The 17,679-nt window shown below is 59.5% G+C and carries 7 protein-coding genes; 2 read left to right on the top strand and 5 right to left on the bottom strand.

What is annotated here, in order from left to right; genetic code table 11:
• The first annotated feature begins 69 nt into the window (after nucleotides 1–69).
• Nucleotides 70–6,315: a hypothetical protein gene (locus tag H5P28_RS13390; RefSeq protein ID WP_185676211.1), complete on the top strand. Its 6,246-nt coding sequence runs from the start codon at nucleotides 70–72 to the stop codon at nucleotides 6,313–6,315.
• 230 nt (nucleotides 6,316–6,545) lie between these two features.
• Here the strand turns inward: H5P28_RS13390 and H5P28_RS20010 are convergent, their stop codons facing one another.
• The 5 genes from H5P28_RS20010 to H5P28_RS13365 form a co-directional block, all read right to left on the bottom strand.
• Nucleotides 6,546–9,416, bottom strand: coding sequence for a Calx-beta domain-containing protein (locus tag H5P28_RS20010; protein WP_185676210.1), 2,871 nt, complete (start codon nucleotides 9,414–9,416; stop codon nucleotides 6,546–6,548).
• Nucleotides 9,417–9,602: 186 nt separating this feature from the next.
• Nucleotides 9,603–10,340 (bottom strand): hypothetical protein, encoded by a 738-nt coding sequence (locus H5P28_RS13380; RefSeq protein ID WP_185676209.1) that lies wholly within the window; start codon nucleotides 10,338–10,340, stop codon nucleotides 9,603–9,605.
• Between the two features lie 54 nt (nucleotides 10,341–10,394).
• Nucleotides 10,395–11,033 carry a hypothetical protein gene (locus tag H5P28_RS13375; RefSeq protein ID WP_185676208.1) on the bottom strand — a complete coding sequence of 213 codons (639 nt, stop codon included), beginning with the start codon at nucleotides 11,031–11,033 and terminating at the stop codon, nucleotides 10,395–10,397.
• 51 nt (nucleotides 11,034–11,084) lie between these two features.
• Nucleotides 11,085–11,792, bottom strand: coding sequence for a hypothetical protein (locus tag H5P28_RS13370; protein ID WP_185676207.1), 708 nt, complete (start codon nucleotides 11,790–11,792; stop codon nucleotides 11,085–11,087).
• A gap of 125 nt (nucleotides 11,793–11,917) precedes the next feature.
• Nucleotides 11,918–15,613, bottom strand: coding sequence for a hypothetical protein (locus H5P28_RS13365; RefSeq protein ID WP_185676206.1), 3,696 nt, complete (start codon nucleotides 15,611–15,613; stop codon nucleotides 11,918–11,920).
• A gap of 481 nt (nucleotides 15,614–16,094) precedes the next feature.
• Here H5P28_RS13365 and H5P28_RS13360 point away from each other — a divergent pair, with 481 nt between their 5' ends.
• A complete protein-coding gene (locus tag H5P28_RS13360) occupies nucleotides 16,095–17,666 on the top strand; it encodes a sodium:solute symporter family transporter (protein WP_185676205.1) in 1,572 nt (523 codons plus the stop codon).
• The last annotated feature ends 13 nt before the right edge of the window (nucleotides 17,667–17,679 follow it).

Below are 17,679 nucleotides of genomic sequence, written 5' to 3'. Positions count from 1 at the left end.
TATTATCGGCCCGCCGGGCCGGGAATATTTCAGCCCCTCACGGTCTCTGATTCCCTCCTTACTCTCTGCATGAATAAAACGACGCCACTAAAAATGGCGCTGGCAGGTGCCGCGCTTCTGACTTGCACATCCGCTTCGGCGACCACTTACGAGGAGTGGACCGCCGGCTACGCCTTCCCCACCGGCCAGGAGTATCCTCTACTGAACCCGGACCAGGACCACTACATCAACGCGTTGGAGTTCGTCTTCGGCACCGATCCGCTGGTGGCCGATGTGCCCGCCGCCGTCGGCCCGGCGATGGAGAAAAGCGGCTCGTCACAGTTGGTGGTTTTCCGCCAACGCGCCGACCTCGACAGCTCGGTCCAGACCCAGCTTGAGCGTTCGAGCACACTGGCCAGCGATTCGTGGGTGGATGTGCCCATCACCGTCTCCGGCCAGCCCGACCCGGAAAACCCCGGAGTGCTCATTTACCGCCAGCCGGTTTCACCTCCGCTGGAGGCGGGCCAGCAGTACTTCTACCGGCTCAATTTCGATGTCCCCTTCAACCCCGAACTGGCGGCCAAGGTACTCGTCGGCGTGCAGGCCGGAGACGCCTGGAACGGCATCCCCGCGCTGACCGACGCCTACATTTACCAGATCAACCCGCCCGTCAGCGCCACCGACGACACCCCGCAGGACAGCAAGTACCCGAAGGCCGTCGGCGCGGACCAGGTTTCCTTTACCCAGAACCTGCTCAGCGATTACACCTCGCAGCGCGCCCAACCCCGACGCCGGAGCTGGATGGGCTGGTTCCTGTGGGGCAACGGCACGCCCCCGCCCGGCCACAGCGCCGGTTATCCCTACAAGGACCCGAGCGACAACAGCGTGACCCCGTGGGACTTCTACGTCTGGCAATACGTCCCCGAGCAGGGCATTGACAACGGCTCGTGGACGCCCGTGCGCATCGACCAGCAACCGCTCTATATGCAGCCCCTGCGCCTGAACTACAATTGGGCTCCGGGCAAGTTCGGCTACCTGACCAAGCCGATGAAAGCCTACCCCGGCGAGACGAAGTTCTGGCAGGACAAGCAGATCGTGCGCGGGGTCAACCTCTCGCCCAACTACCCGTTTTTCTACCAGTACGGCGACCGCATCGACTACGGCAGCGGGGACACTTTTCCGGACTACTGGCGCGAATCGTGGCTGCGTATGCAGGTGCGCCCGCTGGAGACACTCGTACTGGTGCCCTCCGTCGTCCCGCCCACCGACATACTCACCCAGGAGACCTGGAACAACGTCGGCACGGCCCTTGAACCCAGCTACCAGCCCTTCCCCTACCCGGTCTTCAATTCCGGGCTCCAGCCTCAGCAGCAGACGCCCTTTGCCATCCTCACCGACAAGATGGGCGACTGGCACGCCGACCTGGTCTGGGAAGGCTCGCACCCCGGTATTTCCGCCTACGACAACTACCGCTACCGCCGCAGCGACTTCAACCAGCAGGGCCGGGGCAACTACCTGAAAATGACCGTCGCGCAGGGTTCGCCCTTCGTCTGGTGCGAGTTGAACGCCAACCAGACCGCCCCCGCCGACACCGACCGTTATATGGTTTTCTACAACCTCATCCGCCAAAACCTTCAGGACTCGATGAACAACACCACCGGCACGAACGCCGGGACTGTTGCAGGCGGACCGTGGGAAGTCCCCGGCGTGACCGGCGTCAGCTATGTCCTGCTCTACGGCGACCAAACCAACCCGAACCAGTGGACGCAGGAGAACGGCCCGCAGTTCAGCTACCTGCCCGACCCCACCTCCGACCCGAACGACCAGCTCCCCGGCGGCTTCAATCCGCCCGGTGCGCAGGACAACCACACCTACTTCGCGGTCTTCTACCGTACGGACACGGTCGAGCCGCTCACCGCCGCCAACTCCGGCACCGATGCCCAGGGCAACCCGTACTTTTACCTAAAGTTCGCCGAAGACGGTTTTAACGGCACGGGCAAGAACTGGTTCGTCGTGGGCCAGGTGCCCGTCATGCGCTACTACCACACCGGCGTTACCCGAGACGCCAAAGCCGTGCTCGACCAGGCCGCCCGCGACTGGGCCGACCAGATGGGCAAGTACGCCTTCAACTTCCTCACCGACACTGATGTGCGCTACTCCGTGACCAACATGTACAAGGTCACCACACACTTCGACGCCGCTTTCCAGAACCCCTTCGTCGCCGCCGGTGACCCCTCCGCCTCCGCTATGGTCGCGGACGACTCCAAGAGCGTGATGGCGCTCTTCCCGCACCATTACCAGCCCTTCACACTCGGGCCGGACCTGACCAGTTCCAGCCACGAGGAGGTCGTCTGGAACCCCTTAAAAACGACCGGCATCGACTTCCCGGCAGTGGCCGGCCCGCCCAACGCCAACAAGAGCGAACCCGGCGCCCCCTCCCTGTGGGACTACTGGCACCCGCGCGGCAACCTGAAGTCCGTCATCACCGGCTCATTCACCACCGAGTACCTGTTCCAGAATTTCCTCCCCGCCATGCCCGAGCCCAAGTGGGAGGAAAACTACGAACAGACCGGCATCCAGGTCGTGCTCCTCTCGGACGTGGACGGCTACACCCGCGTGACCGACGAGCCCACCGCCACCCTGACCGACCTTCGCCCCGGCGGCCAAGGCGCGGGCGCGGAGTTCAAGGTCCTGCTGGAGCCCAACACCGGACGCATCCTCCAGGTCGATGTGGTCAGCCCCGGTAGCGGCTACCCGGTGGGTAATCCGCCACTGGCCTCGGAGGCGCAGTTCACCATCTCGGCCCCCACCCTGCCCGGCGGCACACAGGCCCAGGCCCGCATCCAGACCGACGGCAACGGCAGCGTGCTGGCCGTGTTCATGAATGACAAGGGCTCGGGCTACCGCAGCACCGTGCAGATCACCCAGCCGTCGAACCCGAAAGTCGATCCGGCTATCGTGGTGCCGGCCTTCGACTCGGGCAATAACGTCATCGCCGGCCCGGCACGGGTCATCAGCGGCGGCTCGGGCTACGACTTTAATGCGCCCATCTCCGCCGAACTGATCGGCAACGGCTCCGGCGCGCAGGTCCAGGTCGTCAAGCCGGGCGAGGTTTACGGCATCACCCGCACCAGCATCGGCGGCTTTGACAACGCGGGCCTGTATCCGCTCGTCCATGACAGCCTCAGCGCCACCGCCGATAACATCCGGGTCGAAGTCCCCCCGCCCTCCGGTGGCGGCACCACCCCGCAGGTTGAGCTGACGATGGCTCCGACGAACAACCTCTTCGGCATCCTGATCGAAGACCCCGGCGAGTACACCGTCCAGCCCACAGGGGCCTATTACATGAATGACGAAGACGTCCGCATCAACTGCACGATTTCCTACTTCGCCGAGGGCAAGGTGCTGAAGATCGACCTGGCCCCCGAGCAAAGCTCGGCCCTGAGTACCCGCAAGCAGATCCAGTTTGAGGGCGGCAGCGCCGTCACCCCCTGTATCGCCTACGCCTATCCCGGCGCTTCCATCGCGGACATCACACTCGCGGGCGGCGCTTCCACCGCCGTCTATGACCAGCCGGTTGAGCTGGTCGTCACCGGCGGCAGCATCGGACCCGGCACCGGGACGGACACCTTCGAGATGCCGGAATTTGACTGGAGCGTGAATGCTGCGGGCAAGCTCGTGCTCAATGGGTTCAAGAACGGCAACAACGGCTCCGGCTTCTGGGGTCCGGCGCTCTTTCAGGTGCGCGGCGGTCGCGGTCACGACGCGGCCACACGCGTCAATGTTGCCGGGGATGGTTCCATCGCCAGCATCGACGTCATCCGCCCCGGTTCGAACTACCCGGTCACACCGGGCGCGGTCGGAGCGGCGATCAACTCGACCGGCGCTGGAGCGACCTTCCAGGTCAACGTCGCCCCGGATGGCAGTCTCGCCTCCATCGACGTGCTCACTGGCGGCAGCGGCTACTCCGCCCCGGAAGTCCTTGAACTGATCGACGCGGTACGCGGCGGCACCAGCACCGACGCCTCGCCACCGCGCGGCTACTACGCCGAGATTTATGCCATCGCCGACGGCAGCGGCGGACTGGAAAATCCCTTCATCCGCAACGACTCCGGCCCGCAGGAACAGGCCGGTTACCTGCCTGACAGCGACGGCGAGACCTCCGATGCCACCGGGCGGCTTTACCTGAAGTACTTCGATGTGGAGAACCGGCAGGTGCTTTCCCCGTTGTCGCAGGGGCAGGGCTTTGTCACCGCCGCCGTACCGACGCAGATCAACGTCGAGCAGCTTTTTTACGACAACATCATCGGCGACTACACCACGTCGATGTCCGACGCCCTGCGCCCCTTCGGCGGGGCCTTTGGCGGGCGCAGCGCCCCCGACGGCTACGGCCTGGGCAATCAGCTCTCGGCCACGACCAAGTCGGTCAACGTCCTCTACCACCTCCAGCAGCACTACGCCTCGGAGGATCAGCCCTCGGTCACGCCGAGTAACTGGGCCTTCATCGAGGGCAGCACGATCTTCAAGGCCGAGGCCCCCTACACCTACGAGCGCGACCTGCCCATCCTCCGCGAGCACAACCCGCTCTTTACGCTAAGCGGCGCGTTGCAAAGCTCCGTCCAGATGATGCAGCGCACGCTCAGCCTGCTGCACCAGGACCCCGTTTACCACAACAACCCGACCGAGGACATGGAGGAAGGCGCGATCAGCCAGACCTGGAAGATGGACTACTTCTCGCTCTACGACACCGACGTGGGCCGCATGCTCATCAACCCGACCGCCACGATCCCGGTTTACGGTGTGGTCAGTTCCATTCACAACCCGCCCGCGAACCCGCCCGACAACGCGGGCAAGACCGGGCTCAACGAGTGGAAACCGGGCAAACTCTGGAGCGGCTTCGGAGTCTCCGACCAGTGGAACGACCAGCATTACTTCTTCGGCTACTACCTCGGCGTGGCCGGGTGGGCCGCGATCTTCGACCGCACTTGGGACGCGTCCCTCACTGCCAAGCCCTCCGACCTGTGGGCCTCCGAAGGCCAGATGGGCACCGCGCTGGAGCAGTGGTACCTCTCCGTCGCCTACGACCCGGACAACTCCGCCCTGCTCAACGACATCTACGAGGTCGGCGAGTTCACCTACCAGAAGTTGCCCTTCTTCGACCAGTGGACCGGCCACGGCTGGGCGACCGGTATCCCGCCCGGCCCGGCGGGCCTGCGCGACCCCGACACGCCCTGGAGCGTGGCGGTCAGCTCCGGCACGGGTAACTTCGGCTTCGGCGACGAGAACGAAAACTCCACCTGGGAGGGCCTTCAGGCTTACAGCGCGGCCATCCTCTGGGGCGCGGGCACAGACCGCAAACCGCTCGTCGATGTGGGCCTGTACATGCTCGCCACCGGCATGACCGCCAGCGACCTGTACTTCCAGGACAAGAACTACAACCTCTCCGACAACCCGACGCTAAACACCTACTCCTGGGTGCCGGTGACGACGGTCGCTTCCTCCACAATCCCCAATAACGGAGGTAACAACTCGTACCCGGCCAACTCCAGCTACAACGACGGCGCGCACGAGGCGTTCTACATGTCGGAACCGTATTTCGGCGGCGAAGCCTCACCCGGCATTTCTCTCTACCGCAAGTACGGCCCGACGCTGAACAACTTCTTCTACGCCTACCCGACGGGCTCGAAGTTTATCCTCGCCTACCCGCCCACGGCCTGGACGCTGGGCATCTCGCGCAACTCCGACTACATGCGCAAATGGGCCGGAGCCATGATGCGCGAGGAGTGGCGCGAGGCCCGCGACTCCGCCCTCTACCAGCCGGGCAACTGGCTGGGCATGGCCATGACCTCGGCGCTTTCAGGCGTGCCCTACAACCCCGGTGACGAACCGCTGAACGAAGCCGGGACCGCGCTCGACCCCAACGGCCCCGACCCCTACGTGGACCGTCTGTGGGCGAGCTGGGCCTCGCTCGACGGCGGAGCCGGGCGCGAAGCCTCCCGCCAGCCCGCCTTCACCGCGACCTCCACCCTGCACTTCTTGCACGCGCTGGACGCCTACGGCACCCCGGACTGGACCTATCTCGGCCGCGCCACCAACAGCTCCGGCAGCGACGACGATGGCTCCATCCTGATGATGGCGAGCTTCTCCAAGCTCAACGAAAGCGGCGACGCCGTGGAGACGACCTTCGTCGCCTTCAACCCCGGTTGGGAGACCCGCTACGCCGTCTTTGACCGGCTCGGCTCCGATGGCAGCGTCTCCACTCAGAACGCCTCCGGCCTCATGACCGTGCCGCCGAAGAAAATGATCAGCGTGACGAAAACCTTTACGATCGAGTAGAGTCGCCCATCGGCGCTCATCCATTGCTCGCTATCGGAACTTCGAGGCGGGGGCAGCGTGCGGCCCCCGCCTTTTTTGTACCGTTTCCAAAAGGTGTCCAGCCCGATGAACGCTCGGGATCAGTTCAAGATACGACAACCGGGATTCAGGCAGGTGTACAGCAGTAGTCGGTCCGGGGGAGTCCTCGCCCGCCGCTACCGGCAAGCCGCCCCATCTCCATTACCGCAGAATTAATCACTATCCGATTCCACCGCCAACCGCACGTAGAGAATCGGAGGAGATTCGCCATCCAGGCTCAAGGCCACCCTGACAGTTTCAAAAGCGTCGCCACTATTGGATTGCACGTTCTCGACCGCATTCACGGTCAGGCTCCCATTGCTTTGGCCACACAGGAACCAGTTCGTCAGGTCCGTGGACCAGAGGAGCTTGCCTGTCACGTCAACCACTCCCTTGACGCGCTTAAACTCAGCTACATAGCCGCCAGCCCCGGCTGTCTCCAGCGCAAACACTCCCCGGCTCGCGGGATCATCCGGTTGAGTCCCCATGTAATATTCGGCCACATTGGGCCACCGATCCTTGTCTGGATCGTCATTGGGCAAGCGGGCAGCGGCACTGGGAACGTGCTGAAAGTAAAATGCCTGCGACGGTCTGTCCGCAATGGTTGCGCTGGCACTGGAAGGAAACCCCAGCGTGTAGGCAGAGCTGGACCCGAGGCTGATCGTTACTGTTTCATCCCCCTCGGCCTCGTCGTCGGCGAGTACGGTCAGTGTGACGGTGGCACTGGCCTCCCCGTCTCCCAGCGTCAGGCTCGAAACCGCACCAGTAAAGTCGCTGCCCGGCGTCGCCGTCCCCGAAACGACCAGAGGCACAACCAATGTACCTGAAGTCGTTCCCATCCGGCTGACCGTGAAAACCAACTGATGATCGCTACCGTACTCCCCCGCCGAGGCATCCGAAGAGACAATCGTTACGGTCGGAGGAAGGGCCTCAATGCTGACAACACCGTTGTTGTAAAAGGTTGAGGTATCCCACTGCAGGCCACTCCCGAGGGCGGGCAGCACAATATTATCAAACTGCTGACCGTTGAAATTCCCCTGCCCGTCCACCAGATCAAAACTGGCTCCGGCAACGAGCGCCAAACTGCCATCCGGCTCAAAGACAATGTCGCCGTCCAGCGTCAATTGTCCCTGAGTCGGTGTCGAAAAAAGAAACGGCGACAAACCATCAACTACAAGCTCCCCGCCCCCCATCGTCAGTGCCTGGTCGAAGTCGAGAGTACCGGTTCCGGTTTTGCGGAGGCTGCGCCCGCCCAGATCCAGCCCCTCGCGAAACTCGAAACGCTGCCCGTCGGCCACATGCAGGTCCGTGTCGGAAAGCAGCGTCGTCGTCACGCGCAGCCAGTGGCTTCCCTGGAGCACGGTGATAGAGGCGCGCCCGCTGTCAGCCTTGAGTTTGAAGCTACCGCCGCCATCGATGATGTAGCGGTTGGGGCTGTTAAAGTGCAGACCCTTGACCGTGAAAACTTCACCCGCGTTGATATCCGCATAGGCGGTGTCGCTGTTGGCTGATCCGAAGCGGGCGATCTCCTCATCCGTATCCGGGCGCCCCCAATAAAGCCAGTTGAGCGGGTCACTCCAGTTGCCCCGAGTCGAACTCTGGTTGGCCCAGGCACGCCGGTCTGTTCCCGGAGCGGTAATGTTGCGCGTGGAGGTGCTCCAGCTCTGGCCGGACGGAAGACCGCTGACGAGCTCAAGGAAATTGCCGGCATTATCAAATTTCAAAATGCGACCACCCGATTCACGGACATAGACGTCGCCTTGGCTATCAGTTGACAGGCCGTTGGGGCTGCTCAGCGCGGCCCCAACGAAACTGGCCCCCAGCGCGAACGCCCCGAGCGGGGCGGGCTCATCGCCCGTTCGCTCATAGCGGTTGACCGTACCGTCTTCGAGCTTGAGGTACTGATCGGGGGCAGCCGTGCGGAAGTTGTCGATATGGTGAAATGTCATCAGATTGCTGTCGTGCCCGCGCGGAGGATTCTCTTCACCGCTGATACGGTAGGCGGTGCGCGAAACAATCGCCAGGTCATCGCTCTGTCCGTCTTCGTCCACATCGTCGATTGCAAACTGGAAGTACTGAAAGCCTTCGCCCCAGGAGCCGTTATCGATGTTGGGGGTAAAAAGAAAGATTTTCTCCACGTCCCAATTCACCAGGTCCGGAGAGGAAAGCAGAGCACCGGTCGTACGGGTCAGGGCCGCGGTTGTCACGCCCTCATGGACGGCGAGTACCGGGTTGTCCAAGACATAAAACCGACCGGAAACCGCATCGTACTGCGCGGCGAACTTTTTTTCCGCCCCCGGCAGGCTGACCCAATCTTCGTTGCCGGGCTTCACCATCGTCGTGGCCGATGACGCACGCAACAAAACCGAATTCGGGTTTTCGCCGATTTTGGGAAGCAACACCACGCCAGTCTGCGGAGAAGCCACGACCTGGGCCTCGCTGATGATCAACTCGCTTCCCAATGGTCCGTCGTTGGTATTCGCAGTGTTGGACAATGTCCACGAACTCGCCTTCAGCAGATCCGCTCCGACCGGGGCAGACATGACCCGCTTGCCACTCTGCGCGATCCAGATCCGACCGTTATAGACCACGGGCGTATTGGGGGTTCCGCCATAGGAGCCGTCCTTGAGCAGGCCGCTGTTTGCATCAGAGGGGTTCGTCCAGGTTACGCCATAGTCAGTGGATTTCCGGATCAGGATATCACCGGTTGAATCCCCGCCCCCATCGCGATACCCCCACAGGTACAGGGCTCCGTTATGAGCGAAGAGCGTTGACCAGAAAGCATAGGTGATCTCGGTCTGCCGCGTCCAGCTCTGCCCCTTGTTGGTGGAACGAAAGATGCGTGTGTAGCGGTTCTTCGAATTGTTGGACCCATAAAAAAGATCGTGCGAGGCGATATAAGAGCCATCCGGCATGACCGTAATGGATGGCGAGGCGACATATATCTCGTCGCCAAACAACCTGTCCCAGATGTCAGGTGCCTCAATGTACGAAATCACGGAGCCGGGAACTTCGCTGAAGTCAACGGCTTTCGTATCGATCACGGAACTACACAACAGCGCAGAACAAAGCGAGGCCGACCAAACGGCCTTGGTCTGAAAAAGAGTATGACTAAGCTTCATTGGGGCAAGGGGTAACGGGCAGAAACTCTACATGCAAACTGTGCCTATGCGGATGACAGGAGACACAAAGGGGAGAGGCAGCAAGCCACCTCCCCCCTTCTTCATCCGTCATCCAGTAATCCGCCGGCGACGCCTGATGATCGCAAACGGCAAAACCGCCAGCAGGAAAAAGAACGCGTAGGCGGACGGTTCCGGAACCGCGCTGACCGAACCGTTGAACGTGAGGTCGTTCCCGGCGCCACGGCCAATGACAAAGGCAAAGGAGCCATGCCCCGTGCCGGTATCCCAGGCATAGAGACGAAATTCGACCTGAGTCTTTAAGGACTGCAGCCCGCTGATCTCGCTCAAGTCCAGCCCCGGCATCATGACCCCGTCGCTGTTATACGGGCCGGTATAGGATGGGCCAATGCGCTGGGCAGCCCCAGTCATAGTAAACGTATCGCCACCATCCGTGCTGTACATCCACGCATAGGCAATGCTGTCCCAATTCATCACATCGGCCGTCAACCGCACCTGCATATCAACGCTGCTGAGCGACAACTGGTACCCCTCGGCGGCCCCCAGCGAGAAGCCGATATACTGATTGCTTGTATAGGCCGACGCCAGACTCGTCTTGTTAAAACCTGTCCCACCCCAGCCGTTATTCAGCCCGGCCAGACCGACACCACTGCCTAGACTTAATTCAGGTGTCGATATCAGGTTATTACCAACGCTCGTCGCAGCGAAGGTCGTGGGCCAGCCACCTGTCTTGGCGCTGAACCCGTGCGGATCCCAGGCCACCACCACATCCGCAGCGGCAACCTGGCAAAGAACCGAAGTGAGAATAGCCAGACATAAGTGTTTCATAGGAATATATCGTTGGGGGTTATTGTTAAGCGTACGCGCGTCATGGGATCGACGCTACTTGACGGACCCGGAGATCACGAGGTCATCGCCCGCAAGGCGTCCGAAGACGAAGGAAAAGTCGCGGCTCTTGGTCGCTGCCCAGGCCAGCAGACGGAGCTCGACCGGCTCCCGGACAGATTGCAGGGCGGATACGCCATCCAGCTTCAGCTCAGGAGCGGCAATACCTTTGGTCTCATACTCATGGCCTTTGGCCGTGGAGATCTCCACCGGCTTGCCGATATCGGTGTATGAGCCGTTTCCGATACGGTATTGCCATTGATAGACAACGCCGGGCTCATAGCTCCTGCCAACCAGCCGAATATTCATGGCAATGGATGAAAAAGCCAGTTCGCGTCCCTTGGCCGGTGACAGGGTGAAAGAGAGATACTGTCCGGTCGTCACCGCCGCCTGCGCGCTGGTGGTATCGAAGCCATTGCCCCCCCAGCCATCGTTGAGGGTCGCCAGCCTGACACCGACTCCGCAGGTCAGTCCCTGGACAACATCGACTCCATCGGCAACCGTAGTCGGCTGCCAGGGGCTCGGCCAGCCACCTTTCTCGGCGCTGAGACCTTCCGGGTCCCAGCCAGCCAGCGTTTCCGCAAATACCTGCGATGAAAAGGCGATTAAAAATGCAGCGAGTAGGATTTTCTTCATAATGTTAAGGTGTTTTATTTTCGTTAAGCTCTGCCTTGAATGGCGGGTTCATTACGGCTGTTCGATCAGCACCGGAGGGAGCCGCCTCAGGTCGGAAATCGTAATCAACTGATTCGAGCTGGGAATCGTGTCGTCGGAAAAAGGGTCAAGGTTCAGCAACACATAATGGCGCCCGTTTTTCCGTAAAAAGAGTTCCCCCTTCTTCTTTTTCCATTCTCCACCCGGAGCACTGACCGCTAATTGCATCACCGCAGACATGTCCTTTTCCAGAGGCGGATGGCTGACCAGCGTGCTCTGTCCGGGGGCCAGTTCCGCCGGAGTCTGCCCTCCGAAGGCCATCATGGTCGGATACCGGGACATATTCACGATACGAATAGAGTTTAACGGGGTACTCTTCAGCGAATCATCTAGAACCAGTGCGGTATAGGGTAGCACGGTACCGTCTTCCAATCGTTGAGGAAGCTGACACAGCACGATCAAGGGCTGACGAATCCCCGCCGGAACGGTAGCAATCGTCTGCGTCGCCTTCTCGCCAGTTGCCTCATCCTGTTTGAAGAAGACCATCCGCCGGTCTTCCAACGGATATGGTCCCGAGATGTACCGCTGGGCAATGATCGGCTGAAAACTGTCCGAGGAGGAATAACCACTGCACTTCCAGCCATCGAATGAGCCGCTCAAAGCCGTCAGCCGAAAGGTGTTTTTTGGCTGCTCCTCCACCTGCGCTCGTACGGAAGGAAGCAGCACTCCGGCGGCAAGCATCAAAAGTCCCAGACACCGGCCTCCGCCCACGACGCCTCGCCGCAGCCTGCGGAGAGACCCAAATCGTTTCATACTAACCATATTGTTCACGAGAAAATTTCCGGGGTAGACTTTGCTCATAACGCTCAAACATCATCCTTCCCAAGCCAGCGGAAAGACGTGACGACAAAGCGTCGCCCGAAAGTCTTGTTAACCTGGCTGACCAGTTCCGCCGGCGCCGTTTCCGCACTGTCGGTGTCATCCATATAGTCGGGCATCCGCTGCACAACTGCTTCGCACCAAGCCTGCGCCTTGACGCTACTGTCCAGCGCATTAAGCACTTCGCCATAGGCACGGATCGTGAATGTGTCAGAGCGTGTGGCCAAAGAGGGACCGATCGCAGCCAACACATCCCCTTGCGTGATATCCCCCGGCGCAAAGGTACTCGTACGCGTGAATGGGTTGTTCTTCACGTCCCGCGAGTTGGCCCCGGCATAGCCCAGATAAGACATCAGATCGTAACTCGAGGACCACCCATCACCATAGCCGTAATTAACAGCATCCGTATAGTTTGACAGGTGCCGACCACCGCCTTCGGTGGAGTTTGTTTCCTTCACATAATTGATTCTCTCGGCGCTGTTTCCGGCCCCTTCATCATCGATCGCAGCCTGAATCGCTCCTTTAAGGGTAAACTCGTCATCACCGTCCAGCGAGCGGTTAACGAAATCGGCTAGAGACAGAAAGGGACCACGAAGCTTCACCTGCTCGACGATGCGCTGCGCCAGCCCGGTTAGCTCATCGTCCGTCATCTCGCGATATCCGCTCCAGTAATCGACCATATACTCGGTACTGCTACCGCTGTACACCGGACGTTCACTTCGGCTCTTGGTGATGCGGTAACGCGAGAAGGGGTTGATCAAAGTGTCCGCATCATCCTTGGTGGGGTCGGTCGGGTCATAGGCGAGGCCATTCAGACCGGACAAAACCGCCCGCCAGGCCTCCACCGAAGTTGAGTTCACGTTAAAGCCACCTTCAAGCATCATCTTTGAAGCCGCCACCACCGGATCATCCGACCCGCTGCTGTTTTGAGTCAGATCATCCAACGTTGGCTGCACACCGTCCTGCTCCAGAAGCAGATGACGGCTATTGGGCAACGGAGCCTGAAGCGTCCCGGAATCCGGCAACGTCGAGAAATAATAGCGATCCCACAGAGCGTCGTTGAGCAGGTAGGACTGGTCGTACAGGGTCTGCGCCAGCGGCCCCATCTCAACAGCAGCTCCCGTCAAGGGGTCCAGATAACCAGAGCCGACATAGACACTCGTCTGGTCACGGCCAATCCGAAAGTCCGCGAGAGAATTACCAATCGCATAGCTTGGGCCGGTAGCGTGTATCGAGGTATTCGCATGCCGTAAATCGGCAATGGAAAGCAGAGGCGCCACTTGCGAAGGAACCTCAAACAAGGCCGGACGGACAAAGCGTTCGCCATAGCTGGTGTTATTGTAATCGTTGCCTATTGTAGCCTCTTCCCCCTGATAGCGGAAAGGAACCCGGTGGGTGGAGTATTCAAAGCAGTTTGAGTATCCGACATACAGCGGATTCACGACGAGGTCATCCACGTCTCCACTCTCCATGCCGGTCCGGTTTTGCATATAAGCACGACTATTGCCCGCAGCAATCCACTTTACCGGCAGGCTTGGCTGGTAAACATTCGCAATGGAAAGTTTATGATAGATCTCGTAGTTTAAGATATTCCGAGGAGAGATTGCCTCTCCGTAAGAATCAATCATGGGGGCATCATCCATCACCTCAATGACTTCTGGATTACCGCTATTATGATGCATGGGTTCCACCCGGCCGATCCATTGGTAAAAATGATTGCCGCTCCCCGGATCAATCGCCGCAGAGGCTCCGGCACCACCCGCTCCAGGTTCTCCCAGAAACATGCTGACCTCACCCATATTTCTGAGATAGGTCGTGGCCTTGATAGACCATGAGGCATTCGGGTCACTGACTGGGGCGGCCATCGGAATCACCTGCGAGGCCATCAATAGCCGGGCATCAGCAGCGTACAAACGCGGATCAACCGGCTGCTCAGGACTCAGCGTAGTGTTGCCCGAGCTAAAGACGGTATCGGTGCCAGAGGGGAGGCTGAAGGAAACCACTTCACCAGGCTCCCAGTTGCGCGGCATATCCACTCGAAAGCGCATCATCTCGCGGTCCGTATTCGTCGGCGACAGAACGAAGCCTCCTTTCCCCACGTTGAAGTAGTATTTGTAATTATTGAACGACGTCAGCGTAGACTCCGCAAAATCGAAAGTGATGATCCCTTTCTCACCCAGGCTGTCATCCTTGCGCGGAGGAATAAAGCCGATCTCAAATGTGCCGCCTTCCAGCGGACGGTTATAGGGATTCCACAGGAAAAAGCGCGGCGAGGCGTATACCGAGAGTATCATTTGCTGCGGATCGTCCGCATCCTCAAGCACGCGCCAGCTATAGACCATGCCACCATAAACGATAATCGGTGATATCCCCTGGCGGGTGGAGGTCGGGGTCTGCGATTGCAACGGAGTGGTCCAGTCGCTCAGGCTGTCCTGAAAACCCGCGAAATCGCGCAACAGCCCCCACGTCGGCGGCTGCGTGTAGAAGGCCGAACCGGAGGGACCGTATGAGCCGCTGCTGGTCGGGAAGATGAACTTGTCGTCGGCCTCGTCGGAGTTCCCGCCCCCGCTCCGCAGGATCTGCGTCAAGTCCCGCTTCAAGCCGCCGTGACGTGAATCGGCCAGCACGCTGAGGCTGTAGGGCGTGATGTCCTGAAAACGGGCCTGCACATTCGATGAGTTGACGCTGCTTGACAAAAATGAGAGCTGCGCGTTGTTGACGACTTTTTCCAGAAAATCGTTTTCCGCCAAAGCGCCCGAAGGCAAGGACTCCAGCCCGTAAATTTGCTCGGTCGCGGCCCGCTGTGCCATGCCAAAGCTGCTGATGCGCTCCTTGGCGGCGTCGGTACCTCCAGCGCTCTGGGGCCAGGGATTGACCAGATTAATCCGGGCTTTCACGCCCTCATCGCCCACCCAGTAGGCGTAGCGATTCTCCACTCCGATCCCCTGATCGGACTCGTTGATCGTCACAAGCGGGGCAAGCACATAACCATCCTCGGCCCCGGTGGCCGTGCCAAGTGTACCGGCTCCCACCAACAGGCGAGCATCCGTTGCCCCGATCTTGAAATCCGTCTGCGCGCTCGCGCCAGCCGTTAACGAGGGGCTCAAGACCTCATCGGGCTTAACGGCGGGATTCCCAGCCGACTGGATCTGCCCGAATGAACTACCAGTCATGGAAAAGCTGATCGATTCCTTCTGTTCCTCGTTACCACTGACCAGCCAGTTAAGCAGTTCCGGCTCCCGGGTGTCGTCCGCAGCCCCGGCATTACCCCAAACTCCGGTCCAGTACTTGGTGCCGACCTGAGTCTCCGAGGCTCCCAGGATACTTGAGGTGGCTGTCACACGCTGGTCCGGTCCGGCATACCACTGGAGTTCACCGATCGCAATGTTCAACCCCATCAGGGCATTCTGACGGGCCTGCGTGGTCAGCGTCGCCTGACTCTCGGTGCTAAGAGAAACACGCACCATCGTCCCCATGGAGACCAGAAGCAGAAAAATGAAGCTCATCAATCCCAGTGCGATAATGAGAGCGAATCCGCTTCTGCCACTATTCGGGAAACGAGAGGTGCTGACGGGCAAAGAATAATCGTGTCTCATGGGAGTAAAATACAAACGATCAATTTGTAGCTTTGACTTAATCTCGATAAAGGAGCCATCCCCTCCAGCGGCAACGAAGAGACCCAAAACTCGAGAATCAAAACCAGAAGGGGGCTGGGGTGGTTATATATCGCGGGTACAGGAATCAGATTGGTTAAAAATAACGTTTTTTCAATCAAAATATATGCATACTCTTAGGCTACCACTAGTATTCTTACATGTAAGTCTATTCAGCCTCAAAGACTTATTAACTACAAAATAAAAACATGAGCAGGACCCGTAACGGCCTGTCATTACATAAGCACATAGAGCCACTAGCACCTATTAACGAGCACCTTATAAATCTAAAAAGACCAACATCCGATCTTATCCCGAACCCATATCTTAGCGCCATTCCAACACCCCACTCGCCCTTTCTTCATCTTCCTTCAAACCTGAATATCCTACAATTTTCGAATAAATTTCACATCGGTGTTTGACGCCGGGAAGAAAAACGTTTTTTCTTCTTTCATTCAACTTCCCCGGCTTCCAGCTAGCCACACTGCACCCCAACCACTCCCCAACCCCAATGAAAATCGGTCCCGTAGATATCTGCGTCCTCGTCATTTACTTTATCATCCAGATCGGCATCGGCGTCTACGTAGGCCGCAAAAACAAGTCATCCGACCAATACTTCCTCGGTGGCAAGTCGTTCGGCGGGTTCGTCATCGGGATCAGTTTTATCGGCTCCGTCATCAGCTCGGTGACGTTTATAGCCACGCCGGCTGACGGGTTCAAGACGGCCTGGCTGCGCTTCATGCCCAACCTCGCTTTTCCCATCGTCACATTGCTGGCCGCCTGGTTGCTAGTCCCATTTTTCCGCCGCGGCACGATTACCTCGGCCTACCAGTACCTGTCGCTGCGCTTTCATAACTCGATCTCGACTTACGCCTCCATCATCTTCATCGGCACACAACTTCTGCGCACGAGCATGATCACGTACTTGCTCTCGCTGCTGGTCGCCGAGATGACCGGGCTGACCTTTGCCCATTCCGTTCTCCTGGTCGTCGGAGTCACCGCGGTCTATACCGTCAAGGGAGGCTTGAGCGCGGTTATCTGGACGGATGTTATCCAGACCATCGTCCTGCTCGGCAGCGCTATCGTCTGTATCGGCCTGATCATCTACCATGTGCCCGGAGGGCTGGGCGGCATCATCCATGACGGCATGGCCAACAACAAATTCTCGTTCTTCGACTTCGACCTCGAAACCCGCGGACTGGTGGCCACCCCTTGGTTTGGCGGACTGAGCGAAAAGACCGTGCTGTTGATTATCATCGTCGGCCTGATGCAGTACCTCAACCTCCAGTTCGACCAGTCAACGGTCCAGCGCTGGTGCTCCGCCAAGTCCGCCTGGGACGCACGCAAATCCATGATCGTGCTGAGCATCGGCGCGTTGCCCATCTGGGCCATGTTCTATTTCCTCGGCTCGTGCCTGTTCGTCTATTTCCTCCACAATCCCTCGGACCTGGCGGACGCGGTCCTGCAGGGCTACGAAAAGGCGGAGCGCATCCTGCCCTACTTCATCATGAATCACCTACCGGTCGGGATCGTCGGTCTGATGATTGCCGGTGCGATGGCGGCAGCCATGTCCACCCTGAGCGCCTGTATCAACGTCACCAGTATGGTCTCTGTCAACGACCTGTATGTTAAGTACATCAACCCCAGAGCCTCCGGGAAACACCAACTGATCCTGGGCAAGAGTCTGTCGATCCTGGTTTCCGTCTTTATGATTGGTGGCGCGCTGGGGATCGAGGCTCTTGATGTAATCACGCTCACGGACTTCCTGCTGGCGGCAGGCGTCGTCATTACTATCGGCATTCCCGCCATCTTCATCGCCGGGATGTTTACCCGCCGTGTCTGCACCGTCACCATCTGGCTCGGGCTGGCTCCTTCGATTTTTCTCATGCTCTGGTCAATGGCCAGCAGCACGGGCTACCTGCCTGATTCGTGCACGATCCACATTCCGCTCTACTATCTTTCGATTATCGGAAACGTCCTCACGCTGACCCTCGCACTACTGCTCTCTCTCTTTATTAAACCGAAACCCCGTGACCTCACCGACCTGACCATCTGGGACCAGAGCAAAGACTCGCTGGAGTAGCCTGCTGCACGTG

It is taken from the genome of Ruficoccus amylovorans, assembly GCF_014230085.1.
GTDB lineage: Bacteria > Verrucomicrobiota > Verrucomicrobiia > Opitutales > Cerasicoccaceae > Ruficoccus > Ruficoccus amylovorans.
Note: the sequence above shows the minus strand (reverse complement) of the source record. Positions and strands in the feature narration are given on the sequence as shown.